We start from the raw sequence: 24813 nt of genomic DNA on the forward strand, positions 1-24813 counted from the left end.
CTCAGAAGATCGGATAGGCTTTCGCCAGGATGCGTTTCTTGTCCACAAAGCCGAAATACCGAGAATCGTAGCTATCCTTGTGCTCTCCCACGACGAACATGGCTCCCTCGGGGATCGTGCCGCTGAAGGCGAAGTGGCGTAGCGGTTCCCCCTTGAGGGTAAAATTCTTGGCCCTGACCAGGTACTCACCGTTGCAGTAGAATTTCTTCTCCCCATCCACGGTGAGTTGGTCCCCCCCATCGCACCCCACGAGCTTCAGCACGTCTTCCGATTTCTTCATCCCGACCCTGGCCGCCAATTCCTCATCGTGGAACAGAACGTAATCCCCCCGAACCACATGGTCCGGATTCCGGGTGAGCCAGTAGACCCGATGCTTGAGGGAAGGCGTCAGGGTGACACAGAACTTGCCTGGGAGCAGTGTTCCTGCAATAAGGAGGCAGGTGATCGCCAACCAGAGGCGCCAGTTGCGGAAATCAGGGGGCAACGGTTTCGGCATTGCGCACCACCGCGTCACCCATGATGATCACCCGGTTCTTAGGTATGGCCGTGATGACCGCCTCAAGACGGTCGAAGCTTTTTTTCAATTCGACATCGTTCAGTTTGCCGGCAAGGTAGTTGTCCCGCTGTTGGGCGATATACCCCTTGATATCGACGGCCACGACCTTCTGGGCAAACCAGCGGTCATACCCGGCAATGGTTGCCAAAGATGCTCCCAAAGATATAACCAAACAGGCACCAATCAGGGCCCGTGTGCCCGGTTGCCGCTTGGGTTGCTCTTTGGGGCACGATTTGGGAGTCTCTTTGGGTACCGAAACGGCATCCATCTTTTCAGAGGCTTCGCTTGTTTCCATACTGTTCTCTTCACTCATTGATAGTGACTCTCTTTCCTCGTTCATTTCCGGTCACCCGGAGCAGCCAGGAGGGCGGCCAGTGAATCCGAACCGCTCTCCCTCCGGATCTGGTCGAGCAGATATTCCAGTCTGGCGTCTCCGTACGCCGCATAGTGATCCGAGATGGTGGTGTTCTTGGGATCGCCCTCACTCAAACCGGCATCCTCGGCCTTGAGGCCGCGGGCATAGACCACGGCAGGAACCCGGTCGATCCGGTACCGGCGGAATAACAGGGGATCGACGACCAACCCTGCCGGCAGCATCTCGCAGTCACCGTCTTGGGGGCGGCATGCCTGGTCGCGCTGCAACACGGAAGCGATGAAGCCGATGGTCGGCTGAATCTTCGTCATCCCGTCCACGAAACCGCGCATGACCAGGGAGACGTTCGAATCGCCCAAACGGGCCACGGAAGCCGCGTAATTCCTTATGGTCGCAAGCGGCATTGATGACGAAATGAAGACGTAGACCCGCTCTGAAGCCGGCAGTTTCCCCCTTAGCGCCTCGATGCCCTTATCTGAGTAGTAACCGGCGGCTTTGTTCCCGAATACTTCGGACTTGATCCGTTCCGTCTCGTTCAGCAGCCGAAGCTGGAATTCATCCGAGTGGTAGTAGGAATCGAGCGTGCCTGCCAGGGCAGCCATCTCCTTCTCACTCCGGTTCCCGGGAACAGTCATCCGCTCCGCAAGCCTGTCAGCCTTGGACAAGGTATCGGCCAGGTCCGGCACGGCCAGTCCCTCCACGTCAGCCTCCTTCCACAAGGTTCCCTCCACGACGACCTTCACTTTCTTCAGCCTCGTCTCGATATATGCCCGGCCCGGTTTGCCGGTGCAGGCACCAGCTTTCCTGAGATGGACCGTATCACCCACCACCCTGTCCACCACACAGCAGGTGTCGGGAGTGGCGATATACCCGGGAGTGCCGGCGGCGGCAACCGAACCGGACGAGGCTACAGCGAGCCAGAAGATCAATTGAGCGCATAGCCGACGCAACACACCCTCCTTCGTGTCAACGACCAGAGAAAATTGTCCGGCGAGTTGTTGGCCGTTCCAAAGGGAGGGTTCTTCGCCGCCCCCCAGACCAGCGACGGCCTGCCGATGGGGATGCAGTCATTGCCCCGCACCGGACGCGCCATCTGAAGCCGGTAGTTGCTCTTGACCAGAATCGGTGTCACGACCCCGCCGCTGGCGCACTGGTTGATGCCGGTATCAAAAAGGAGCGTCTCGCGGCCGAGCTTGAACAGCATCCGTGCCGCCAGGCCGGCGTTCACGTTGAGGGGATTGTTCTCGACCATGCTCCCCGACAGGGGGTAGAACGATCCCCAACTCCCCATGCACCAGAACAGGGGATCGACTGGCTGGGTCACCGTGGCCGCCACGCTGTCTGCCACGCACGCCAACTGTGACACCGGATTACCGAACAGAAGCGCCTCGGGATTGATGATGAACGACAGGCTGTCGTCGTTCCACAGTGGGTCCACTTCGGTCATGTAGGCCAAGTCGAAGGCCTTGTTTTCTGAGCAGGGAAAATCCATGAACAGCTTCAGGATCGACCAGGCCGGGAAATGGAAGTAGTGGGCCTGCTGGAATGCCAGGTTGGAATCGCCGTACTCCGCGTTCCGGTTCTCTCCGGAATAAAAGCCGGGCTTGGGATTTGTCATGCCGGTTCCCAGTGCCGGAAAGCAGAAAGGTTCCCTGACCGTTTCGATCAGCCGGGCATGCTCCCAGAACGCGGTGGACAATCCCAGAACCAGGATCCCCTTGCTGTCGGGGCAGACGCAGACCGGCGAGGTGATGTTGCCGGGAGCCGGTTCATCGCCATTGCCAAAGGTAGCGCTGCCGATCTTCACCGGAAACATGCACTGCCAGCAGATATCGGTCACCGGGTTGAGCATCTTCCCCCTGCAGGCGCCACTGCCTCCGTAGGCAAGCGGCGCAAGCAGGAAAAGCATGGCCAGCGTGAAGATCGAGATGCTATTGCTCAGGTTCATCCTCATACCGCACATTGAATTCGGACCCTTCGTCCGTGATGATGATGGCCGATCGGCTCTTTCCGGCCGGATAACGCCCGACAGTTCCTTTGCCAGTGGAGGTGCTGCTGTTGACCTGGAGCTGCTCCGGGGAGATGTCGCCCCAATCGCGGGCTCGGAACCGGCTCTGCATTGCCAGCACCTCTTCCATGAATTTGCCGTCGCTGCTGAAGTCATCCAGGACCCTGCGTGTCAGCACGAATTGCTTACCCCGCTCGGTATCCGACCCCTCGGATGCAGGTCTGGTAGCAGCCCTGCCGGCCATCGCCACCCAGTTGACCGGTGTCAGGATCGGCGCTGCCACGGATGGAAGGCGTGATGTCTCCTCCACCTTTGTCCATGTTTCGTGGGAACACGCAGCGCACAGCGCAAGGATGCAAACCATTGTGAGGCAGTGTACTTTATGTGGCTTCATGGCGTTCTCTTCCTGTCATGAAATGTTGCACCGGCAGCCTTGGCATGACCTGCCGGCAGCTTTACTTCAGTTACTTCCATGACCCGCCCCTTCTGCCTGACTACCGACGGCACAGCCTTCAGCTTGAGGCGTTCAATGATCTTCCTGTCGGCATAGAACAAGGGACGACTGATCCTCTTTGACACGGCCCCGAGTCTCCCTTCGGAGAGGAGGAGCGTCACATCGAGCCGTTTGTCGCACTCGGATGTGGCAAACCACATCACCTGCTCCGGGTCGGTACCGTCGATGACCACCAGCGTTTTCGGGTAGGTCACATAGTCGAGGGGGTTGAAGGTATACCCCTTGGGATAGAGGATTCCTCCCTTGCCGTCGGGGACATCGATCTCGGCGGTATAGGTCATGTCAACCTGGAAGCTCCGGTTCCGCTTCGCACGCGGCAGGCGCACCCTGTCCGGCGGTCCCTGGAAGTTCTCGACCTTCCGTTTGTCCAGCACCTTGTGCCAGTCCACCTGTTTGGCCCGCTCCTCTATCTCGACCAGGGCATCCCGCTCCACGATCCGGTACGTCATGCCGAAGACGCCAAGCTCTTTGGCATGAGCCGATGAAACGCCCACCAAAAGGACAATCGCTGCCAGTCCGGTACGAATGATCATTTTGGCGCCGCCTGATATCTGTTCTGGATGTTCTGCATGATCGTTTGCTGCGATCCCTGGATCTTGGTGGCCAGATCCTTCTGCACGTCCGCGAAATATTCAGAAAGATCGATCCGCGAGAAATCCAGTGCCTGAAATTCTTCGGGCGTGAATCCTCTGCAGTTCGGGTGTTTCGCGCTCCCCCAGGCGCCGTTCGGCTGGAACGGCAGGAGTTGTGGTCTTCCCTGCTCATGGATAATCCTTGCCATTTTCGAGTTGAAACAGCAGTAGCTCTTGGCCTTCTGGACACACCCCACCAGCGGCCATTTCTTCTGACAGTAACTGCCCACATAGTGGCAATCCTTGGCGGCATTCTGCATCGCCGTCTGAATATCTCCCTGATCACAGCCTCCCCCCATCAACAGCTTCATCACCACCATGACAGCCACGGCAACGGCAATGGTTGCCGGATTTAACAGCGCCGTGGCATAGGCCTGCAGGCCTGCGCCGATGGCCGAGGCTCCCGTAGCGCCGCTGGCCATGGTGGCGTAGGCTCCGGTTGCCACCGCTCCCGACAGGGTCGTGGTGGTTCCGGCCGCGGTGACCACGGTCATGGACGCGACCGTGCCGGTTGCGGTCGTGGTGATGGCCGAAATCTGGGCGGCGCCGGTCAGCAGGGCATTGCCGTAGTAGGCGACCTGACCGATCTCGTATGCCATCTGAATCCCCTGCGTCGCCGACAGGATACTGTTACCGGTGTCTTCCGCAGCCACCTGGTCGCTCTCGCAGCAATCGTTGATCATCCCCACCTTCATCCCCGGCGGGCGACAGCGGGACGCCTTGCCGTTGAAGACGTACAACTGCCCGAGACACTGCCCCAGGGCATCCCGATCCCCGTCGTCCCGCAGCATCGATTCATCGATGTCATCTGCCTCCTCCTCAGTCGTTGTTTGATCGAAGCAGGAATTCGACGAGCAACGCATCACACCCTGGTATTCCATGCAAACGTACTGGGAGCCCAGCGGGCAGACGTATGCCGAGTTGACCAGATTGCACTCGACGGAACCCACCGGACAGTACTGCCCCTGTGGCGTCACAACACAGGTGGCCACCTCGCCCGGATCGGCGGCATAGCCATTGTTGTTCAGGTCCTGGGCGCAGATGATGGTGCCGAACGTCTCGGTAGCGGGTGGCGATACCGGCGGTAGCGTCGTCGGATCGATGTAGGAATACGAACAGTCCAGTTTGCCGGGAAACTGTACGATCTGGGACGACCTGACCCCATCCAGGCCGCTGGTCCAGATCCCGTCACGTCCCATGACTACCGCTTGCGGATCCTGTCCCCCATAGGGTGTTCCCGTGCCCCAGTTGGTGAAAGGAAGTCCCGTACCGGCAAGGGCGGTAAAACCGGTCAGGCCGAACTCCTTCCAAGCGTCGATGTAGGTGCTTTGTGGGGAATCCGCCGAACCGAGATAGGCTCCGAAACGTTTGAGAACGAAATCCAGCGTCTGCCGACTGTCGATCCTGACCGGCCTGGCCTCACCGAATCGACCAAGGGCGAGCATCCGTTTGAGTGATGCCGTATCGGTTCCGGTCGTCAGGTATTCCCGGCTGATGTTCGCCTCGAAATTGAAATAGCCGTCCGGCAGCGACTGGCTGCCGCTCACGGCCGATTTGGCGATGGCATAGGTTGTGCCGTTGTACTCGGTGAACAGTGCCAGAGCATCGATGTAACGATGCGGCGTATTTGCCGAAATCCTGTCCTGGCAACTGACAAGAGCCAGCGCCGTCTGGTGGGCACCCGAGAGCGAGAGCAGAAGCGTGACATAACATAGTGAACAGACGACACGGACGAGCATACGGCTCACCTCGACTGCACGGGCTGTTTCAGGCCGCTGGAACAGATGGAGTCCTTTCCCGCCAGTCTGAGTACCTGGAACACGGATGCGGATTCGGCAAATTCGTTGATGCACCGGCAATCGGTGACGATTTCCTCTCCGGGACCAAGCGGGCAGGCTCCGTTACCACAGGTTCGGTAATAGATGTCGAAGGAACTGGCCGGAACACGCACATCGGTTACGGTTCCACTGGTCGTCGCCTGGGTATCTGTCTTGGCGACGCGCGTCTTGCAGGCAGCCTCGCACTCCTCCACCTGGTCCCGTTGCGGCAAGGTGATGCTGCCATCGGCAACAGACCATCCCTGGGGTCCGAGGCGTGGATCCCGGAAAGACAGGTCCGAGGTGTTGTCGCTCACGGAGGAGACCACCTGCCCGAAACGGGTCGCCACGTTGGAGAAATCGAACTGCTGTCTGCCGCAGACATAGGTGCGTTTCTTTTTCCACCAGTCCCGGCAGACCTTGTTCGTTCCCACCTGGCCGGTGAACGGTTTGCACGAGGGGAGAGGGGTGAGGCCGGTGGGATTGAAATTCCGGTAGGTCGTGACTCCGTCAACATCTTCCGACTGCAGTACGCAATCGGGGTCAGCGGCCAATGCAACACAACCGTCGGTTATTTTTTCCGAATAGTCGTCCCGTTTCCCCAGGACGAGGGGAGCTTCGATCACGATCCGGGAGCCGGTATCGGGAAGCTTGCTGAGACAGTTGACGTTGTAGAAGGCGTGGGTGATGTTTTCACCGGAGCCGTAGCAGCCCGGGTGAGGACTGACCGGATCGGCAACCGATACGACATCAACCCGGACGCAGGAAAAACCCTCAGGCACCAATCCAGGCAGAAGCTCTTCAACTATCCCGCCGGCATGCGCCAGTGTCGTATCTTTGCATGTCTGCCACCCCTGTCCTCCGGAAAACCACACATCTCTGCATGTCATGTCCTCCTTGGCCCAGAAGCATTCCTCTTTGCTGCCGCCTTCGTCATACCCCGCATAGAAACTGACGTTGAAGCCGATGTTCTCGACTGCCGTACTTACCCATCCCGCCCTGTCGATGGTACACACGCTCGCTTTTCCCTGGGCCTCCCGTGCCGCTCCCGAGTTGGAGATCAGATAATACAAGCTGCCGGAATCGGAAGACTGGGAGATGGCGGCGGAATCCCGGGCGGCCGTCAGTTGCGGCCAGTTGCTGTAATAGCCCGACAGGGTGGCAACGGCTGGTGATGACGCGAGGGCCGGGACGCTTGCCGCCGCGTTGTTCGCCTGGGTGGTCACCTGCCCGTAGTAGCTGATGGTGGTGATGTCGGTGGCGACGTTGGTGATGGTGAACTGGGTATTACTGGTATGGACGGCGTTGACGATGCCGCCGCCGAGATCCCTGAGCACGATGGCGCTGTTGACCCAGACCAGGTTGCTGCCGCAGCTCTGGTTGATGCAATAGCAGCCCCCCAGGTCGGTAATGAAGGCCGGTACTTCGGAAATCCGGCCATCGGAATCCGCGGCCCACGTGTAGTATTTGCAGTTCGACCAGCTGCCGGCATTGCAGGAGATGAAGCCGTTGGCGCAGACTCCGGAAACGATGGCCGGTACGGTGTGGACGTTGTCGATGGCGCCGTCGGTGTTGAGGTCCTGGCTGACGATGACCTGCTGCAGGTCACCGGCCCCCGACGGTTGGATCAGCACTTCCAGGAATTTGGCCGAGGAGGGGGCGTTCAGGGTCGCCGGGAAGCTGGTGGCGCCGTTAATTGTCCGCATGCGGTTCGCTGGATCGGTCATCGGCAACGAAATGTTGCTGTTGACACCTTGTTTGCTGCCGAATCGGGAGAGCGCCGTCTGACCGGCACTCTGGCCGGCAGCCTTCCCGTCGACGGCCAGGGCATTGGAACTTATGAGCATCTGGGCCACAGTCAGGCTAGCTGCGATACTTCTTGACCATCTCACGGATCGCATCCTCGTAACTCATCCCGCCATCCACCATTGCTTCGATCTGCGCGATCTCGCTCGCATCGGACGTGAACACGTAGTAGGAAAAAGGATCAACCACCAGCCTGCCGACACCCACCCCGAACGGGGTATCCATAAAAATCTCCGAATACTTGGGCTTGTTGCTCTTGGTGGACTTGAGAATCCGCATGGTGAAGTCGTCGTAGTCCAAAAGCTTCTCGTCCAGGGCTTTTTCGAAGTCCGACGATTCCAGGAAGAACTTGAAGGCGGAATTGTTTCTGATCACGTCTCCGACTCCGCCGAAGAGTTTCATGTCGAGCACCGACTGGGTGATGATGGTGAAGCTGCCGAAGTACTTCCGGGCCCGGCGGTACCCTTCCTCGATGACCTCCTTCAGGGTCGAACTCTCCCCGAGGAATTGCCACGCCTCGTCAAAGACGATCAGACGCTGGTCCGACTTGTCGGAAAGGTAGAGATCCTGGGTAACGGCGTTGATCACCTGGAGGGTGACCACCCGGAACAGCTCTTTTCTGGACTTGAGATGCTCCAGTTCGAGAACCACGAACTCGTCGTTGGAGATGTCGAGGCTGCTTTTACCGTTGAAGAAACGGCCAAAGGAACCGTCGCTCCTGAAATCGGCCAGGTTGAAGGCCAACCGGGAGGCAGCCTCTTTGATTTCCGTTCCTTCTGAGGAGTAGCGGTCGAAATTGGCCAGGTATTCGTAGACGGTATCGATGCCGGCGTCATTCCCCTCCTGCTGCCATGCCCAGCGCACGGCCTGCTTGATGAGGGTCATCTCGGTTTCGCTGGGAAAGGTCTTCCCGGTGGAATAGACCATCTGAGCGACGATGGGGGCGATGACCGGGATGTCATACTCGGGATCGATGATGGTGGTAAAGGGATTCAGACAGACCTGGGAATCCTCGCTGAAATCCAGATAACGGGCTCCGAACAGCTTGGTCATCTTCTTGTAGGAGCCGCCGATATCCACGATCCTGATCCTGGAGTTCATGGCGAAGTAGTTGTAGACCAGATAGTTGGTGAAGAAACTTTTCCCCGCTCCGCTGGAAGCACAGACCACGACGTTGTGGTTATTGACCCCCTTGTTGAAGATATCGAGACCGAACAGGTTCCCTTTTCGCCCGGCAAAGAGCATGACCGGCTTGCCGAGACCCGAGAAATCACCCTGGATCGGCAAGGTGACGGCGATGCTGTCCACCGGCATGATGTGGTCCCGGTCGAGGGTGTCGATATTGCTGCCGTGGTCGTAGAGCCCGAATGGAAGAGATGAGATGAACAGGATGGGGAGAATCCCTTTGTCTTCCTGCATGACATACCCTTGCCCCTCCCAGACCCGTTTGGCCCGGGTTACGGACTCGTTCACCAGCCACTCGTCGCTGCCGTAGACCCACATGATCGGGATGATCCGGTAAAACCTGGTGCCCCTCTCCAGTTCGTCCACCGCCCAGAGATATTCGTCTTTCTTCCTGGCCAGCGACGGGGCGAAGCTGCCGACCCCCTGCTGCTGCAGGACCAGATTGCATTTGGTGTGGAGTCTGTTCTTCTGGTTGCGCAGGACTATGTTCAGCGTGAAGAAAAATGGCGTCCGAATCTGGTCGGCGTCGGTCGCCATGCCCATGATCCCTCCGAAAAGCTGGTTGGTCTGGATCGGGTCGCCATCAGGGGGAAAGGATTTGGGAGTGACACAACGGAAGTGGCGAGAGCCGAATTTGAGTGACGAGAACCTCTTCTCCACCTTTGTCCCGAGCAGTACCTGCTTGCGGATGACATTGCGTTCGTCATAGTGACTGGCATTGGCGGATGGGTCGTCGTTCAGCATGCGCCGCAGCCAGTCCAGAAGCCGCCCAGGCTCGACCGCGACCGGCGAGAGGCCGGCGCCTTTCAATACTTCCTGGATGGTGCCGAACACCTCTTCGAGATTGACGTGCGGGCTGCTCTTGACCGGGAACTTGACGCAGAAAAACATCCGGAAGTTTCGAACCGGGATGCCGTTCAGACAGTCAAGCCCTTCTGCTCCTTCCTGAAAGAAGCGTGACACGTTATCAGAGACACTCCTCACCAGTTTGCTGTCTCGCGTCTTCATGGCGGTGTAGGTGTCAACCATCCTTTTCACGAAGGGATCGGCCAGCAGAATGAACTGCATGATCGAGCCTTCAGGCAGATTGACGCGAAATAGACCTTCAAGGGTCCTGATGGTAGTCTCACACGCAAATGCCAGGGGAGCGCACTCCCACATCATCCCGAAGGTATTGTCGGTGTTGAGGTAGATCTGTTTCCTTGGATCATGGGCGATCCAGGGAAAATACTCGGAGAATCTGTCCCGCTCGACAAGGCTGAGCAGTTCCTTTCTGGTGACGCCTCCTCCGCTTCCAAGTAACGCTGAAACAACGCCCATTCCTACTCCTCCTCGCCCGACATGACGGAGCCATCCAGCAGCCAGCGCGGTTCATCCACGAAAAAATACACGTAGCGCAGCATATAGAATTCGTTGTCCTGCCCGGTGTACGGCAGAAGCAGAACACGCATCGTTTTTGGCGGGGCAACGATCGGTGTGACCGGTTCTTTCAGTAATCCACTGAATTTTTCGAACAGCGCCGACTGGTATCGAGAATAGGGGGCGTTCTCCCTGGCTTGAGGGTTCAGCGACAGAGTATTCTTGATATCGGTACAGCTCCCGGGAGCAGCGTTGTCGGTACCGCAATCGTCTTCTTTATGCTCTGGAACCGGATCATTTGGGTTGCCAGGGCCAACTGCCGACTCCTTGTAGGCGGTTTGCACCGAAACACACTTGCCATTGCTGGTTTCAGGGCAACTGAAACTGCTTTCATAGGGGTTGAGCAGGGTACAACCGCCCATTGCCAGCATTCCTATGACGGCGAGGACTTTCTTCACTCCGAGCCTCCCTTGGCGATCCTTTTGATTTGCAGGTTGATCCCCTCGCTGATGACCAGCGTCACCGGCTTGGTGGCTCCTACCTCGATGACCGGCATGGTCTGTTTGGCCAGTTCCATGTAGAATTTCTGGATCTCCTTGAAGCCGCTGGACAGGCCAGTTCCGGCACCGGCCATGGCGATATCCTTTGGATCTACCGTCTGGGTGGTCCCCAGTGGGCTTACCGACATGGTGGTGGCCGACGCCTTGATGGCATCACCGGCGCCGCCGAAAAAACCGGCCAACATGCTTCTGGCAATCATGGAGCCCATTTTGGCCACGACCCGACCGCGCAGGCCGATCTTGCCGTCTGCGTCCACGACGAACCCTTTGACCTTCTGGTCAACCACCGCCTGCCCCTTGCGGTCGAGGCATGACAGGGAGACCAGCAGCAGTTCGGCTCGTTCGGTGGCCAGGTTCCCCTTGCCGTCAGCGATGACGAAGCATCCCTTGAGGTTGGCCTTGACGCTGTTGGGCAGGACCGCCGGAGTCTTGACCCTGAGCAGGACCGGCACCGGATTACCTTTGGCTTCCGAAGTGGTGGGGGCGTCCAAGCCACTCAACAGGGTCGCCTCCATAAAGGAAGGGGGCAGATAGACGGAGACCGTTCCGGCGTCTTTTTTTTTATCTTCCGCGTCATGCTTGGCGGATTTACTGGAAACGGGAGACGAGACTATGGAGATATTGCCAAGTTCCGTCTCGGCTGGATCCGGCATCTGCCCTGCCTGAATACCCTGCGACGCAGCAGGTGGTGGAGGCAGCAAAATTGTACTGCCTTGTGGCACGGGTGGAGGAGGCGGCAGCGACTGCTTTGATAGTGCCGCTCTGCCGGAACCGGCCTTCTGAGTCTGGCCCTGCGGTTGTCCGGTGACGGAGGGAAGAGAATCAGGCGCTGCCGGAGCAGACGGCACTTCCCCCCTTTTTTCGCGGGTAATTTCATCGAGTTTTTTCTGGAGTTCGGCAACTTTGTCGTCCCGTTTGGCTATCTCTTTCTGGCTCTCAAGAAACTGGGATTTTTCCAGGAGCTTCGGTTCGATGTTCAGGGGGACCTGCTTCGGGCTTATTGATATGGCGGGATCTTTCCCCCCGCTCATGGCAAAGTAGCCAACAGCGAATACAAAAACGAGAATGCTGCCGGTAAGGCACCAGACGAGATTTTTACGTTTGCCGCCACCAAGTCCGTTCCAGTACGCCAGAAGCTTATCTTTCATCATCAGTCTCCTGGCCATCCTGTTCGGTGCGGTTTACGGGGGGATCTTTCTGAAGACCGGGTTTGGCAACGGGCTGCCCCTGTTGCGGCTGGTCCAACATCGGCAGGTCGCCGGCCAGTTTATGGGGGCCCTGTCGTTCGGCGCGCTGCTCCACCACAAAAATTCGCGATGAGTCGCCTGTCCGTAAAATGTGGCGTTCCAGGGAAATCGCTATCGGGTTTTCCGCCAGAGCTGCTCTTAGAAACATCTTTTCGTTCATCTTGAACTCGGGGGTTGCACCGCGTAGCGAAGCCTCGTACTCCTTGATTCGAAGGCCTTCCCCTTCGATATCCACTGTCCGTTTGAGGGTGAGCAGGATTTCCTTGAACGTAATGAACCGCTTCTCCTGCTTGTTGATGGTGTAAGAGTCGGGGATATTCTCGGTGTAGACCTCCCTGATGGCCTTGAGAACTTTCTTCTCAAAGGGCAGACCGGAATACAGGGAGAGGTTCTCCCTGATTTTCTTCTCCAGGCCGGAAGAAAGCCGGATCGTCTGGGAAGGAACCCTCTGGGGAAAGGCAACCATGCTGAAGACTTTGTCACCGCAGACGACATAAAACTCAGTCGGTGTCGAAGAGTAGGAAAACTTGTCCCCTTTCTTCACCACCTTGAACTTCACAAATGCATCCTTGCCGGTGATCTTGACCGTGATCCCCTTCTCGGTTGAAGTGAGCACTTCACTGATCTCGCTGGGGCAGGCAATGCGGTTGATGTCTGAACTCGACAGACGAATGGCGGTTGCTGCCTCAGGTAAGACCACCGTCGGGAATTCACCTTCAGCCGGTTTCTCGTTAGACGTGTCAACGGTGGTCTTCTGTTTCTCGATTCCCACGTGGTCAGCAGAATGGGCCACTGCCGGTGCCAGCAATGCGACCAGTAATGCAAACATTCCGCGCATCATGCCCCCCCGTTGTCACCCTGAGCCGGTTTCTCGTAGAGGCGGACCAGGATGAATTTCCCGTTCTCAAAGCGGTATTCGATGAGGTAGACCTTCTGGGTATCTTCGGCCTTCTGATCCACCATGTAGGTCTTCTTGGTGCCAGTAACTTCGAGCCGCCTCTTCTCGGTGTCGTTGATGATCGAATGGATATAAAAGGCGCTGGAGGCCTGGGTGTTTTCGATTTTGTCAGCCAATTCGTACAGCTCTTTCCTGGTTGCCTGGAATTCGGCCGGGTCATAGACGGCCAGCAGTTCACTGAACTGTGACCGGGCATTGACTGGGTTGTAGGTCAGGGCCAGATTCAGGATGTAGCGTGTGAACTCCTTGAGGTATTCCTCCGAGGCCTTGTCACCGGAAATCGAGATTTTCGAGTTGATGGCCGGAGGAACGAGGATGACACGTTGGCTGTTCAAGGCTATGAACAAGCCGGCGGTATTGATGGCTACGGCGATGCCGAGGACCACCACCACGAACTTGAGTAACCGGTTCTCGGCAAAGATGTTGGAACTTTTCTGCAGGAATAGATCGAGGTTCACTTCTTTGCTCCCTCAGTTGGGGTCATTCCAGAAAATCTCTTTCGAAAAACTGTGGGTAACCTTTCATCGGCGCCAAGCCAATAAAGTAGAGCACATGCCGCAGGAAACCTCGTGGGTACTGTCGTTTGAAGCGGCCATATGCCCACGGGATAATGATCATGGTCAGCCACAGCCACCCTCCGAACTGCTGGGCGAAGATGAAACTGGCCGACATGACCGCCAAGTCGTCAGGTTCGAACCAGAGAACCTGAAACGGCTTGGTCAGATATTGGGGAAACTTGCGGGTCAATATCGGCTCCGTTCATTGAGACAAGATGGTTAGGGGGGCTTTCGCCCCCCTGTTGTGATCAGATGATCATCCCGAGCGAGGTAACGATCTTGTCCGAGTTAATGACGAGCACCCCTCCCAGGATGCAGAGGACTGCCGGGACCATCTTCTGCTGGATCATGACGACGACACCGGTGATGATGGCCAGGATTCCAGCGATGGCTCCGAATGGACCTTTGAGGATTTTGTTGATGAAAAAGTCGTAGGCCTCGAAACCGAACGAACCGGCTGCCGGGGCAACGAGTGCCATGGCATGTGATGCCGCCAGAGTCACGATTATTGCGACAATGGTCATCAGAAGCAGTTTCCGTTTGTGCATTCAGTTCTCCTTTGTGCTGGTTACGTGGTGGTGTGAAGTGACTTTGGTACTGAATCAGTGCGATTGTGGCTTGCTTACCTCCTTTCCCTCGTCAAGCAATCTGGATATCAGTTGGATGTCCGCACCATTCACGTGAGCACCTTCGATCCAGAGAGCCGGTGTTCCCCGTATTCCAATCCCGGCAGCGATCTTCTCCATTTCCTCCAGTTGCTGTTGCTGCGCATCTTCGGCGATGGAAATCGGTTTGCCGTCCAGTTGACCGGTAAAAACATCATGGAATGCCTTGTTCCGATCAGATTGGGACAAGATGTAACGGGCCTTCTTTTCGGCGTCAGGATGGATTCTGCGGAGCGGGACGAAATAAATGTAGCGCGTCACATCGGTACGCTTCGCAAGATAGCCGTCCACCTTGCGGCAATAGGGACAGTCGGGGTCGGTGAACTCGATGACCTTTTTCGGGCCATTGCCGACTTTCAGGGCCTTATCAAGGGGGAGACTGTTGATTCGTTCAGTGGCAACCTTCTCCCGCATCTCGGCTGTCAGGTTCTTGCCGTCTTTGGTCCATAATTCACCAAAAAACAGGTATCCTTCAGGGCTGAAGTAAAACACCTGGTCGCCTGCGGTGATCTCATATAGGCCTTTGAGCGGCGATTCCCTGAAGCCGTCCATTTTCAAATTTGGAAAGGTCTTCATCAGGGCATCTTTCTCCGTTCTCAGATTTTCGTTAGCCATAGAGAAACCCGCCGCAGTCATGATGACCATCATCAGCCCGCCGACCATAAGTTTCTTGTTGTTTGCGGTCTTCACATCCCCTCCTTTCGAATTCCGATGATTTCCACTCGTCTGTTCTGTCGTTTGTCCTGCGAGGCAGGGCAGCATTTACCTCTGCCTTCAATAGTCCCGATGTTCACCCCCCTGGCCTTCAGCGCTGTGGCAACCGCCTCTGCCCTCCTGAAAGACAGTTTTTTGTTGTAGTCGTCTGTACCGATGGTACAGGTGTGTCCGGTCAGGTCGACTGTCGAACCAGCGAAAATCTCCTTTGATAGCTTGTCCAGTCCTCCCAGGTCAGCATGGGACAGCGAAGAACTGTCGAACCGGAAATGAACTGTCCCGATAAGTCTTTTTGTTGCCACCTGTTCTTTATTGGGGGCAACCGCCGTGACATCAATTGGTGCTGAAGCTGGCTGAGTCGCCACTGGGCTGCTCATTCTCACCGCTACATTGGCAACAGCGGGCAGCAGAGACAGCTTGCTGTCCGGGCACTCGGTGCAAACAACGAAGGTGTCCCCACTTTGGGAAGCAGCGGTATCAAAGGAATACGAGAATGGACGTTGCCGAATGTCCATTGCGAATGCCGACAACGGAACAACCAGAACAAGCGATGCTGCGGTCATGAGCTTTACCGGCATGTACCCTCCGGAAATTTGATCTTCATATTGATTATCTTCAGGGGGGGAAGGTGAGAATACGCGAGGCACAACATTTTCCTTGAATAAAGGAAGATTTCTGCTATTTTTTCCTTGTCATGAAGAAAATATTGCTAAAACAGATCATAAGAGATTTCCATCTCTCACCGCTGCCGGCGCTTAAGCGTCGAACATTGCAGGTACCTACCAACACGGGGAAAATAATTACGCTCGTGGGTGTTCGGCGAAGCGGAAAAACTTCCTACCTGTTTAATCTCATCGAGAACCTCCTGAAACAGTGCGTTCCGATGGATAGAATTCTGTACGTCAACTTTGAGGATGAGCGGCTTAATCTGAAAACCGAGGAGCTTGATCTTCTGCTGCAGGCTTACCAGGAGCTTTATCCCGATATACAGGTGGAGGGATGTCACTTTTTCTTTGATGAGATCCAGAACATCGATGGTTGGGATAAGTTTGTGCGGCGGGTGTACGACAAGGGAACGAAAAAAATCTACATAACCGGCTCAAATGCCCGCTTCCTGAGTAGTGAGATTGCCACCAGCCTTCGTGGTAGAACGATCAGCTATGAGGTGTTTCCGCTATCGTTCCGCGAATACCTTTTCTTCAAGGACGTTGTGCCGGATATCAACAGTACGAAGTCTATCGCTCAGATTAACCATCACTTGGCAGACTACTTGAAGAATGGTGGTTTCCCGGAGGTAATCGGGTATGACGACGCTTTGCGTAATCGGGTTCTACAGGAATACTTCAATGTCATGATCTATCGTGACTTGCTCGAACGATATGAGATCAAAAATCTGCCGGCACTGAAATTCTTTTTGAAGAGGATCTTGTCATCGGCCACAAAGCAGATCTCGGTCAATAACATCTATAACGAATTGAAGTCATCAGGGTTCAAGATAGGGAAAACCCAGCTATACGACAATCTGGAAGCCTGCGTGAACATCTATATGGCGCAGTTATTGAGGAAGCATACCAACTCGCTCGTGGATCGGGAGTTGGGTGAGAAGAAGATTTATGCCATAGATAGCGGTCTGTTGAATGCCATTGACTACAAATTTTCCGATGATACCGGCAAGTCTCTGGAGCAGGCAGTATTTCTGGAACTGAAACGGCGCGAAAAAGATGTCTACTTCTTCAAGGACAAATTCGAATGTGATTTCATCATCAAGCATGGCTCTGACGTGACAGAAGCCATCCAGGTCACAGTAACAATGAGTGATGAAAAGACCAGAAATCGAGAAATCAAGGGTCTTACGGAGTGCTGCAATGAATTCGGATTACAGGAAGGATTGATAATTACCCTCGATAGCTCGGAAGAATTTGAGCTGAATGGGATCAAGATCCGAGTGGTGCCCCTCTATCGGTGGCTATTAATCTGATTTGACCATCCTACAATCAATAGCAGAGTTGAAAAGCCGCAAACTCCAGTAAAAAGTTTGCGGCTTTTAGTTTCATCCTCGACTGAACCGTGTGGCGAGGTCTAATAGAGTGCCTGATTCCAACTCTTCAAAGACATATGGATTCAGTATCTGGTTCCCCCAGAGCAGATTCCGGTCAACTTCGGTCATCGATGCTTCCTCACAGACTGTCTGCCAATTCTGCTCAATGCATTCGACCTGCTTGACGATGATCTCGACGGCGTTCTCCTCTGAAAGAAGAAACTGCGGGGCTGCAGCAAGACAGGTGGCAATCCTGCTGGAACGATCGTCACCCTTGACCAGCATTGCCTGGGTAGCGATCTGCCCATGACGTGCCTGGGGACAGATATCGTATGCAGGCGTCAGGGTCAGTAAATGCCCATCCCAGAATGCTGCATGATTACGGGCATGATCGTCGGTATTGCCAACCAGGATGTTGAACACGATGCGCGAGAACAGTTCGCGTAGCGTTTCCGGTGCGGAAGTGAATCGTGCCCGCACAAGCTCGGCCAACGTCTCGTAGCTTGCGTAGCGGGCCATCATTTCATCCAGGGCCAGCATTGTCAGCGCTGAGACAAGGCTCTTGCGCTGCCAGCCGTTGGCCGTTGCCGTCCGATCGAAACGCTCGACCAGCAGCACGTCTTTACCGGCAGCGCGTTCCAGCGAGACCGGCGCGACATTGAGACCGGCCAACTCGGCCAGCCTCATGGCAACATATTCGGCCTTGACGACAGAGTAGAGGTCGGAGGACGTTGAGAATTTCGCAATGAATTTCCGGCTGTCGCTTTGTATGAGCGCCTTGGGACGTGCCCCGCCGATGGAAGTGCCATGCTGAAGGGCCTGGGCAAGTTCCGGCGTCAGCGGGATACCCTTCTCGACACGCTCGGTGGCTTCGATCAGCTCCTCAAGGGGAGCGCCGGAAGCATTTCGAGGTTCGTATACGGTAGGTGACAGCTGGAAATCCAGGGCGCCAATACGGTCGGACCCGGACTCAATAAGGTAACTGAGTTCGTCGAGTTCAGCCGGGTCGATTCCGGAGGCTTTGTTCCCGAATTTCTTGTTGAGTATTACCCTGCGACCCCAGGCATCAGGAGCCGCATCCCGCAGACATCCAGGGATGGAAAGTCCTGACAGGAGAGGAAGCAGCCCCTGACGCAGGGGAAGTTCAGCGTCGTAAATCGCTATAGCGTTGTCGCGTTGCAGGTAGCTCCTGCCGTAGTTGAAGACATACGTCGCCCCTGCGGCCGTAAGCCTCCCGGCAACCACCGGCTCTGTCTCTCCAGGGAGCCAGATCCAGACAAAAATTTCCTTGTACTCAGAATTCATCGTTTACTTTCACGGTGCTGCGAACCAGCTGCGGCAGAAGAGCCAGCTTATCGTTAATCCGACTTATATTCCTGGAGATGTTTGCGTTCCCCTCATCCCCGAACAGGCTCACCCCGACCAGATTGGCGACCTCGAACACCAGGCCGATCTCACACTTCGGATCGCCTCGCTCAATCTTCTGCAATGTCCTTCTAGAAATACCCGCCCGACCGGACAGCTCTTCCTCAGTCATCTTGCGCTCTTTCCTGCCAAGTCGGATGAGCTTGCCCAGCAGTTCAGCTGCATCCCTGGTCTGACGGAGATATGTGCGGTTCACAGGAGAGGCCATAAATCACCAAATGGATACTATCGTATTCGTGTAATATCTTCGTGAACACGATAGTATCCAAATTTGTAAGGTGCGTCAAAATAATTTCCTGGGCAGCCATTGTCTCGACAAGCCGGAACGTCTCTCTTGGATTGCCAGTAAATCAATCCAATATCTTTCCCAGCACGGAGGCACAATAGTCCTCTCCGATGTTATCTGTTGAGTAACCTGGTCGCTCTGGCTGCACTAATGGTTCTTGCGGCGGTACATCTCTTTGCAGTCCCTCGGTTTTTTCGGGCATGGTTGGAACAGGCGATGTTTCGTGAACCATGAGCTCCATTACCCTGGCACCTTGCTCTGATGCCAAAAAATACTTGAGAGCCTCGTGGGTGTATGCCGACTGCTTGCGGCTTTTACGAAGGCGCTCGAATGCGCAGACAATGCCGGGGTCGTAGGTTTTGATCTTGAGCGTGTACTGGGCCATGGCGCACACTCACTTCCCGCCAGCAAGTGAACGGAAACCGCGGGCATTGGCAAATTCCGGAGCCGGTAGAACGATAACCTCAATATTTTTTGCCGGGAATTCACCTTTCAGCAGTGCGGCGCCACCACCGAACAGCAGCACCCGGTCAAAGTCGGCGTGCATGCCGACATGTGCCTGCAGTTCTCCTTGAACATCCCGGATGATGTGCTCGATGTATGCGATGCCGGCTTCGTTTATTTCCTTTCGGACATCATGCCGATCGAAACCGTATTGCAGATAGCCTTTCTCGATCAGGAAGGCAATCTCCACCGGGGTGAATGTGCCTGAAGGTGCCAGGTCTTTTATCCGTGGCAGCAGATAGCTGGTAGCCATCTGGTGAACACCTCGTTTGTTGAGAGTCTTTCCGTAGATGATCTGCTTCTTCTGCGGCGAGAAGAGCGTAAAGATGATGGTGTTGAAACCAATGTCTATCCCCAGGACATTTCCTTCGGGACGCTCCTCGACATTATCCAGGTAGTCTCTGAGACCGCCAAGTCCTTGCGGGAATACGGCAACGTCTGTGATGAGCGCTCCGGTCAATGCTTTTCCAAGGGACGGAACCGCTCCGCCGGGTTTATTCTGATCCTGCCAATAGGAATATGGCAGGCCGACCGCAAGAGAGATCAAACCTTCAACCTTGGCTGCCTTGACACAGTGGCCGACAAACTCGGGATAGAACCTCACAAGTTCTTCCATCGTTTTCAGGTAGGACGAACCGGATGACAGGAGGGCCTCCTCTCCCACTAGCAGATTATCTCCGTCATACCTAAAGGCAGAGATGATCCTCCCCTTACGCTCTTCGTACATCCACTTAGCCGATGAAAACCCCAGATCGCAAACGAACACTCCCATACATGCCTCCTTGATGGTGACTTATTGGGGAAAGAAAAAGCCCCCTACATCGATAATCTTGTAGGGGGGAAGGTTTAGGAGGCTATTTGGGAGAATATTTTGGGGATTATTTGGAATCCGTCTAAATTGGGAACACTTTGGGATGTTAATTGTTATCCCAAAAAGCAACCTATATTGCCAACGCCATTGAGCAGTGAGCGCCCCCCTCCAGAGAATCTAACTGGATTGTTTCTGGGCAATAATCAGATCCAGCCGTTTGATATGTTCATCATACCGGATCGAAGCAAGAAAGCGTTGCAGGGCATGCTCCAGATCAATACCTGCGGCATTGATGGTCGGGTCCCCGATCATCTCGGCAACGTAGGCATTGCGGTCAGGATGCCACATGATCGTTACCGATGGATGGGGGTCATGAATTCTGATCGTCGGCTTCCTATGAGGCGGCACTTCGCCAAACATCCGCGAGTACACGATGGGGAAGTCCCTCTTGAGCGCTTCATGGACATCGCCCCGTTCTCCTAAAGCCAGCTCTTGTGCAGACTTCACTGGATCAAAACCCCACCCCGCGCACCAGCGAGGAAAGGAATACCCCTTTTTCCGCAGTGCGGTTTCCCACTTATCGTCGATTCCGTACGAACGCCGTAAACCTTCTTTTTTGAGGGTATCGATGTGGCCGGTATCTCTGAGCAGGTTATGGATATGCTCGGCGCTGCTTTTGTTGAGGACCCTGGTTATCTCGATCACGCTGAGACCGGAGATATATGCCTCTACGATGCGTGAATTCAATTTCTCTTCAAGATTTTCTATTCTCATGCTCCAATCTCCCTGGTCAGCGTGGTAACAACATTTCTACAAGAACAAGTTCTTATAGAAATGTTTATGTGTCGACTCTGACAGATGTTTATGTCCAAAAATTATCGTGGCTCCCCTCCAATATGGCCAACTGGATCAAGGTATGTTTACGGCTTCCGGAACGAGAATAACGACGAAGGTTGTAAGCCGCCTGTCGAACTCGGTGAATTTTAAATTGCGGATACTCGACCTTGAAGTGTTGCCGGATGCGGTTGGCCATATCTCTAGACCGAAGTTTTGCCCCAGGTTTGAGATTGAGATAGTTGCTAAGAATGTAGCGTTCAATTTTTCCGAAATTGGGAAAAGCCAGCATGACTGCCCTCTTGTCCGGCTTGAAGGTTTTATTCATCTGGGCAACGTACCATTCGTCTGTCCAGATTCGGCAGAGACCAGAGAGAAGCATCTGGTCGCTGTCCGTAAGCGGGAATTCGATGATGCTGTCATCAGCAAGGCGCCTGAGCACCTTCTGGGATAATGGCTTGAACTTTGTAATTGCAGTGTTGAGTTCCATAATGGCTCCTTTTCGGGATGTAATAATCGGTTGCTATGGACATGAAGTGCCTCATCATGAAGGCGGGCTTCTTGCCGAGTAACCCAACTGCTTGAAGTCATGTATGGCTTCACAGCCAGACATTATTTCCTGGTGCTGTTGTGTCACGAGCCTCATGCGGTCAACGACGATGGTTCCGTTGTCTGCGAGTTGTTTTATTCGTCTGAACGCCCTTTTCAGAGTGTCTCGGACATTAAAGTCAGAGCAGCCGTAAAGATCAGCGATCTCGTGGGTTGTTAGTTTCCCTTGTTCCGCTACCCCCAGGGAGAAAGACAGGGTTTCTCTTTCCCGTTTCGTCAAGTGGTGTGAAATGGCCTCGAAGATCGCCTCGATGTCAGCGCCTTCATCACACCTGTGACTCGTCTGTTCGATCGAATCGATGTCGCCACAACAGATATGCGAGGGTATCGAATTCGAGCCATGCGTGAAGTTAGGGTCGGGAGTCAGAACACTGATCTTGTTCCGGAATGTGGTCCAGAATGCAGCCTCGAACGGAATGTTCTTCTCCTGACTGCGGAGGACAGCAACCAGAGCTGCTTCATATGCCTCTTGCAGGAAGTCGCACATTTCATAGGGAGTGAATTTTCGGTACTGCCTGATCTTGCTATTGATAGTGGGTTCGTTCTCTTGCACCCATTGCATTGCCTTGAAGAAATCCATGTGACCTCCGCTCAAAACAAAAAAAGCCGGCCACGGAAGTTTTCTCCGTTGACCGGCTTTGCCAGCACATTGAAGTGCCTGGCCGTGCCAGATTGAATCTGTTCTATTTGGTTGTCGTACTACGACCAGAGATCCACCGCTCCCGGGTCACTTTACGGTTTCAGAAAGTTTCACTCCCAGACATGAAGCAATACGGATAATTTCTTCCGTGGAGGAGATCTTCCGAAGGTGATCTTCGACCTTTCTCCTGATTCTCACGGTGTCCCATCCAGACGGAAGGTAGATTCCAAAAAGATGAATGGTGCCGTCTTCAGCAATGCTGATTGCCTGATCACGGAATGCCTTGATGACGACATTGATGTTAGGCATGCCTTCAGTCAGGTGGTAGGCATTGCCGGTATGAATGACGGTGAGTCCTTGCTGTCGTAAATAAGCTATGACGATTGTCACGGCGTCATCAGGAACAGGGCAATTCATGGAATCCTCCTTGACGATATTTTCAGCCCCTATTGGTTATAAAAGGTTAAAAGAAGGTTAGGGGGTTGTGGAAAACTCGCTAATTCTCCGTTCTGTAACGTGAATTTAAACGGCGTCATGCGGTCTAAGGTCAATAGCCCTGCCGGTCTAAAGTCAATGGTTGTGCCGGTCAAAAGTCAGTACCTGTAGGGCAAAGGTCAATACGTTGCCGGTCTAAGGTCAGTAGTTCGTCGGTCAAAGGTCAATACTCGATAAGTCATAGGTCAATACTTCCGTGTGACGGTCACCAGATCTTCCTGAACATGCCAAGAGTCGAGAAAACCGACACTGACCAGAACATCGAGAGCCTTCTTCAGCTCTATTCGGAAATGACGCAGCGCCATCCCTGACCCGCAAAGTTTGACAAGTGTTTCTGTCTTGACAGGAAAAGGTTTCCGGTGGCTCGACCAATAACCGTACAGCTTGGATGCGATACCGTCAGGCAGGGATCTCCTGGTCTCCCAGTTCATCCTCGTCAAGAATTCCTCGTCGAAGAGAAGGCGCATCTCTTCACCGACCCAGACTTCCCAGCGAGGCAGATTCTCATTCGCATCGTTTCTAGATCTGAACTTGAGGATCAGTGAGACACTGACAAAGCTTCCAATCCGCTTCGATTGAAAACGGATGGCTGTTGCCTGCATTCGGCTGAGACAAGTTCGAAGACGTTCATAGCTCTGACCCTTGATTGGCCATGCGAGCATCTTGACGAAGGAGTAGGGGGTGAAACACACGCAGGAACCGAGCGAGACCTTTTTGGCAAGATGCATAAGGTGTAACCAAACCAGTTCATCATCCTGTCGCAGTTCTTCTCCACGATAGATGACCTGGCCGTCACCGATCATTGCGATTTCTGCGTCTTTGAGGAATTGACGAGCCTGATTGCGGTTGCGACAGTTGAATAGTGCTGATCGTAATATCTCGTTGGGCATTGCTCGCTGGGTTTCCGGCCATTCAGGAAGGAATTTAGGTCTGGCCGCAATGCTCTGGAGGATTTGTTCGAAGGACTCTGAACTGCTGTAATCGTCAGTTGGGAGCATCGTGTTATGTTGCAATGGCCACCTCCATGGTGCAAAGAGGTGGTGCCGGCTTGACTCTGCTCAGCCCAGTTTCACGTACAAAAGCCTGGCGTTCCAGATCCCGTCTGATGATGTCCATCAGGCGCTCAAACCTGGCATTCGGGTCAGGTGTTTTTTTGTACTCGAAAGTCACTTTCAATGGCTACCCACAGCAAATAGAAGATTAGCTAAACATTTTGATGAAAATATGAAATACGTATGCTATAAATGATGAATAGATGGCATCATGTTGCCTATGGGAAATAACTTGCTAACGAAGCATGATTCAGCCGGACCAAAGCGCTTCGAAAGACCATCCAAGTTCCTGGGCAATTAGCCTCTGCAGACGTTGTGATTTTGCTCTCCCGCTGATTACGTGGTAGACGGCGGTACGATGCACACCTGCTTTTTCGGCGATATGTGATCCTGATATTCCTTTTTGCATCATCAGGATCTTAATTTTAAGCGAATTCTTCATCATGATGACTATTGTTGCATGGAGATGAAAATTATGTCAAGCAAGAATCAGCTTATTGATGAAATTTTGATCGAGAGCATCATCGAAAAGCTGAAAACTGCTCTCGGATTGAAGAACGATACTGAGGTAGCAAAAGCGCTTGAAAGCGACCCAAGGTTGCTTGGCACCTGGAAAAAACGGGGGACTGTCCCGTACGAGAAAATCATCAAATTGTGCATTCGGAAGAACATCAATTTGCAGTGGTTGTTCTCGGATGGCAGTTCTCTTCCGACAATTTGTCGAGATAACGGTTTGGTCTCCGAAGAGGACGGCTACATCAAGGTGCCCCGATACGAGGTGAGGGCCAGTGCCGGTGGTGGAGCGATCATCCACAGCGAGCAGATTGTGGATCATCTGTATTTCAAGGCGGAATGGGTAAAGAATGCGTTGGGAATTCCGCGGGATTTCCTAGTACTCATTTCAGTCCAAGGCGACAGCATGGAACCGACTTTGAGTAATGGCGACCTTATTCTGGTGGACACCAGGACATCTCGTGTCGAGGATGGAGCGATTTACGTTGTTCAATATGGGGATGCCCTGCTCGTAAAACGTCTTCAAAAGAAATACGATGGCTCAGTGGTGATCCGTAGTGACAATCCTCTTTACGAGGCTGAAATTATTCATGGCGAGGACGCGTTGAATCTAATAATCGTCGGTAGGGTAGTATGGGCCGGCGGTCTGATTTAG

The 24813-nt window shown here is 54.4% G+C and carries 29 protein-coding genes; 2 read left to right on the plus strand and 27 right to left on the minus strand.

What is annotated here, in order from left to right; translation table 11 throughout:
• Nucleotide 1: 1 nt before the first annotated feature.
• The 17 genes from PPRO_RS01170 to PPRO_RS01255 form a co-directional block, all read right to left on the minus strand.
• The gene (locus PPRO_RS01170) at nucleotides 2–496 is read right to left on the minus strand and encodes a S26 family signal peptidase (protein WP_011734195.1); all 495 of its coding nucleotides are present in this window, start codon (nucleotides 494–496) and stop codon (nucleotides 2–4) included.
• Nucleotides 474–851, minus strand: coding sequence for a hypothetical protein (locus PPRO_RS01175; protein ID WP_232286675.1), 378 nt, complete (start codon nucleotides 849–851; stop codon nucleotides 474–476). The genes PPRO_RS01170 and PPRO_RS01175 overlap by 23 nt, the downstream gene beginning before the upstream one ends.
• A 41-nt stretch (nucleotides 852–892) precedes the next feature.
• The gene (locus PPRO_RS01180) at nucleotides 893–1879 is read right to left on the minus strand and encodes a type-F conjugative transfer system pilin assembly protein TrbC (RefSeq protein WP_011734197.1); all 987 of its coding nucleotides are present in this window, start codon (nucleotides 1877–1879) and stop codon (nucleotides 893–895) included.
• Nucleotides 1855–2877 (minus strand): TraU family protein, encoded by a 1023-nt coding sequence (locus PPRO_RS01185; RefSeq protein ID WP_011734198.1) that lies wholly within the window; start codon nucleotides 2875–2877, stop codon nucleotides 1855–1857. The genes PPRO_RS01180 and PPRO_RS01185 overlap by 25 nt, the downstream gene beginning before the upstream one ends.
• On the minus strand, nucleotides 2861–3247 hold the full coding sequence (locus tag PPRO_RS01190; RefSeq protein WP_198138313.1) for a hypothetical protein: 387 nt from the start codon (nucleotides 3245–3247) through the stop codon (nucleotides 2861–2863). The genes PPRO_RS01185 and PPRO_RS01190 overlap by 17 nt, the downstream gene beginning before the upstream one ends.
• A gap of 80 nt (nucleotides 3248–3327) precedes the next feature.
• The gene (locus tag PPRO_RS01195) at nucleotides 3328–3984 is read right to left on the minus strand and encodes a hypothetical protein (RefSeq protein WP_011734199.1); all 657 of its coding nucleotides are present in this window, start codon (nucleotides 3982–3984) and stop codon (nucleotides 3328–3330) included.
• Nucleotides 3981–5822 carry a conjugal transfer protein TraN gene (gene traN / locus PPRO_RS19220; protein ID WP_011734200.1) on the minus strand — a complete coding sequence of 614 codons (1842 nt, stop codon included), beginning with the start codon at nucleotides 5820–5822 and terminating at the stop codon, nucleotides 3981–3983. The genes PPRO_RS01195 and traN overlap by 4 nt, the downstream gene beginning before the upstream one ends.
• 5 nt (nucleotides 5823–5827) lie before the next feature.
• Nucleotides 5828–7801, minus strand: a complete 1974-nt coding sequence (locus tag PPRO_RS21140; RefSeq protein WP_011734201.1) for a hypothetical protein — start codon at nucleotides 7799–7801, stop codon at nucleotides 5828–5830.
• Nucleotides 7764–10211: a TraC family protein gene (locus PPRO_RS01215; protein ID WP_011734202.1), complete on the minus strand. Its 2448-nt coding sequence runs from the start codon at nucleotides 10209–10211 to the stop codon at nucleotides 7764–7766. Before PPRO_RS01215 ends, PPRO_RS21140 begins: the two co-directional genes overlap by 38 nt.
• A 2-nt stretch (nucleotides 10212–10213) precedes the next feature.
• Complete coding sequence (traV, locus tag PPRO_RS01220; protein WP_157039905.1) at nucleotides 10214–10708, minus strand: type IV conjugative transfer system lipoprotein TraV; 495 nt, start codon at nucleotides 10706–10708, stop codon at nucleotides 10214–10216.
• Entirely contained in the window at nucleotides 10705–11961 is a 1257-nt protein-coding gene (locus PPRO_RS01225; RefSeq protein WP_011734204.1) for a TraB/VirB10 family protein, read from the minus strand. The genes traV and PPRO_RS01225 overlap by 4 nt, the downstream gene beginning before the upstream one ends.
• Nucleotides 11948–12886 (minus strand): type-F conjugative transfer system secretin TraK, encoded by a 939-nt coding sequence (locus PPRO_RS01230; RefSeq protein ID WP_232286676.1) that lies wholly within the window; start codon nucleotides 12884–12886, stop codon nucleotides 11948–11950. Before PPRO_RS01230 ends, PPRO_RS01225 begins: the two co-directional genes overlap by 14 nt.
• Before the next feature lie 8 nt (nucleotides 12887–12894).
• Nucleotides 12895–13473 carry a type IV conjugative transfer system protein TraE gene (locus PPRO_RS01235; RefSeq protein WP_011734206.1) on the minus strand — a complete coding sequence of 193 codons (579 nt, stop codon included), beginning with the start codon at nucleotides 13471–13473 and terminating at the stop codon, nucleotides 12895–12897.
• 22 nt (nucleotides 13474–13495) lie between these two features.
• On the minus strand, nucleotides 13496–13762 hold the full coding sequence (locus PPRO_RS01240; protein ID WP_011734207.1) for a type IV conjugative transfer system protein TraL: 267 nt from the start codon (nucleotides 13760–13762) through the stop codon (nucleotides 13496–13498).
• 58 nt (nucleotides 13763–13820) lie between these two features.
• The gene (locus tag PPRO_RS01245) at nucleotides 13821–14120 is read right to left on the minus strand and encodes a hypothetical protein (RefSeq protein ID WP_011734208.1); all 300 of its coding nucleotides are present in this window, start codon (nucleotides 14118–14120) and stop codon (nucleotides 13821–13823) included.
• Between the two features lie 54 nt (nucleotides 14121–14174).
• Entirely contained in the window at nucleotides 14175–14927 is a 753-nt protein-coding gene (locus PPRO_RS01250) for a DsbC family protein (protein WP_011734209.1), read from the minus strand.
• Complete coding sequence (locus tag PPRO_RS01255) at nucleotides 14924–15598, minus strand: OmpA family protein (protein ID WP_232286677.1); 675 nt, start codon at nucleotides 15596–15598, stop codon at nucleotides 14924–14926. Before PPRO_RS01255 ends, PPRO_RS01250 begins: the two co-directional genes overlap by 4 nt.
• Nucleotides 15599–15657: 59 nt before the next feature.
• Between PPRO_RS01255 and PPRO_RS01260 the strand changes: the two genes are divergently transcribed.
• Nucleotides 15658–16929 (plus strand): ATP-binding protein, encoded by a 1272-nt coding sequence (locus PPRO_RS01260; protein ID WP_198138315.1) that lies wholly within the window; start codon nucleotides 15658–15660, stop codon nucleotides 16927–16929.
• Nucleotides 16930–17001: 72 nt separating this feature from the next.
• Here PPRO_RS01260 and PPRO_RS01265 read toward each other — a convergent pair whose 3' ends face one another.
• From PPRO_RS01265 to PPRO_RS20710, 10 genes are all read right to left on the minus strand, one after another.
• The gene (locus tag PPRO_RS01265) at nucleotides 17002–18294 is read right to left on the minus strand and encodes a type II toxin-antitoxin system HipA family toxin (RefSeq protein WP_011734212.1); all 1293 of its coding nucleotides are present in this window, start codon (nucleotides 18292–18294) and stop codon (nucleotides 17002–17004) included.
• On the minus strand, nucleotides 18284–18622 hold the full coding sequence (locus PPRO_RS01270; RefSeq protein WP_011734213.1) for a helix-turn-helix transcriptional regulator: 339 nt from the start codon (nucleotides 18620–18622) through the stop codon (nucleotides 18284–18286). Before PPRO_RS01270 ends, PPRO_RS01265 begins: the two co-directional genes overlap by 11 nt.
• 142 nt (nucleotides 18623–18764) lie before the next feature.
• Nucleotides 18765–19085 carry a hypothetical protein gene (locus PPRO_RS01275; protein WP_041532073.1) on the minus strand — a complete coding sequence of 107 codons (321 nt, stop codon included), beginning with the start codon at nucleotides 19083–19085 and terminating at the stop codon, nucleotides 18765–18767.
• A 9-nt stretch (nucleotides 19086–19094) separates the two neighbouring features.
• A complete protein-coding gene (locus tag PPRO_RS01280) occupies nucleotides 19095–19976 on the minus strand; it encodes a ParM/StbA family protein (RefSeq protein WP_011734215.1) in 882 nt (293 codons plus the stop codon).
• A gap of 216 nt (nucleotides 19977–20192) precedes the next feature.
• Entirely contained in the window at nucleotides 20193–20789 is a 597-nt protein-coding gene (locus PPRO_RS01285) for a hypothetical protein (protein WP_011734216.1), read from the minus strand.
• Nucleotides 20790–20877: 88 nt separating this feature from the next.
• Nucleotides 20878–21339, minus strand: coding sequence for a hypothetical protein (locus PPRO_RS01290; RefSeq protein WP_011734217.1), 462 nt, complete (start codon nucleotides 21337–21339; stop codon nucleotides 20878–20880).
• A gap of 54 nt (nucleotides 21340–21393) precedes the next feature.
• The gene (locus PPRO_RS01295; RefSeq protein ID WP_011734218.1) at nucleotides 21394–22038 is read right to left on the minus strand and encodes a sigma-70 RNA polymerase sigma factor region 4 domain-containing protein; all 645 of its coding nucleotides are present in this window, start codon (nucleotides 22036–22038) and stop codon (nucleotides 21394–21396) included.
• 147 nt (nucleotides 22039–22185) lie between these two features.
• Entirely contained in the window at nucleotides 22186–22515 is a 330-nt protein-coding gene (locus PPRO_RS01300; protein WP_041532074.1) for a hypothetical protein, read from the minus strand.
• Between the two features lie 263 nt (nucleotides 22516–22778).
• Nucleotides 22779–23606: a plasmid replication initiator TrfA gene (trfA, locus tag PPRO_RS01305; RefSeq protein ID WP_011734220.1), complete on the minus strand. Its 828-nt coding sequence runs from the start codon at nucleotides 23604–23606 to the stop codon at nucleotides 22779–22781.
• A 289-nt stretch (nucleotides 23607–23895) separates the two neighbouring features.
• A complete protein-coding gene (locus PPRO_RS20710; protein WP_157039906.1) occupies nucleotides 23896–24090 on the minus strand; it encodes a helix-turn-helix domain-containing protein in 195 nt (64 codons plus the stop codon).
• Between the two features lie 30 nt (nucleotides 24091–24120).
• On the opposite strand from PPRO_RS20710, the gene PPRO_RS01310 reads away from it, so the two are divergent.
• Nucleotides 24121–24813: a LexA family transcriptional regulator gene (locus PPRO_RS01310; RefSeq protein WP_157039908.1), complete on the plus strand. Its 693-nt coding sequence runs from the start codon at nucleotides 24121–24123 to the stop codon at nucleotides 24811–24813.

The sequence above is a fragment of the Pelobacter propionicus DSM 2379 genome, from assembly GCF_000015045.1.
GTDB classification, from domain to species: domain Bacteria; phylum Desulfobacterota; class Desulfuromonadia; order Geobacterales; family Pseudopelobacteraceae; genus Pseudopelobacter; species Pseudopelobacter propionicus.